This is a genomic window from Vibrio sp. 2134-1 (assembly GCF_033339495.1).
Window position 1 is genome coordinate 1 of the sequence record NZ_JAWOUS010000875.1, and the last position, 537, is coordinate 537.

Sequence of the window (537 nt, forward strand, 5' to 3'; positions counted from 1 at the left end):
AGCTACCAATAAGTAGATCACTATGACCCCAAATCAGATAACAGATACAACCTACCAGCTCCACAATTTCATCAACCCGTTTGATAGGCAAGACAGTTATATTTTGCTTTCAGGAGGGTATTCAAAGACGCTAGTTATTGATAAAAATCGTCCCTCTCCCACACGTTATTTGGGAATAAAAAACTGGGAACAACTAAAGTCAATATGGCCGGGGTTCACCCCTTTTGATGACGCTTACCTGATGCCATTCAGTCCGTTAAGCGAATCAAGATTTCGAAATAAACCCATAGCTGATGAATTCGTTGAGTATCAAAACATCTATCGTTATTTCGAAGAAAAGAGCATCAGGCAACAGCCAAAAGCTACTCTCATTTGTTTGTGTATGTTGCTAGCAAAAAATTATGATGAGAAACTAGGCGGGATCCCAATGGGGATAAAAATGCTGGCCACTAGACTTGGAACTAACAGCCGTAAGATAACCGTCAGTATCAAATCACTCGAAGAAATGGGATTAATCGTTTTTCACCAAAGACGGGC

1 pseudogene is annotated in these 537 nt (G+C 40.4%); it reads left to right on the top strand.

The annotated features are described in order from the left end of the window. Nucleotides 1-22: 22 nt before the first annotated feature. A pseudogene (locus R7R78_RS29010) lies at nt 23-537 on the top strand (hypothetical protein); the annotation flags it as partial.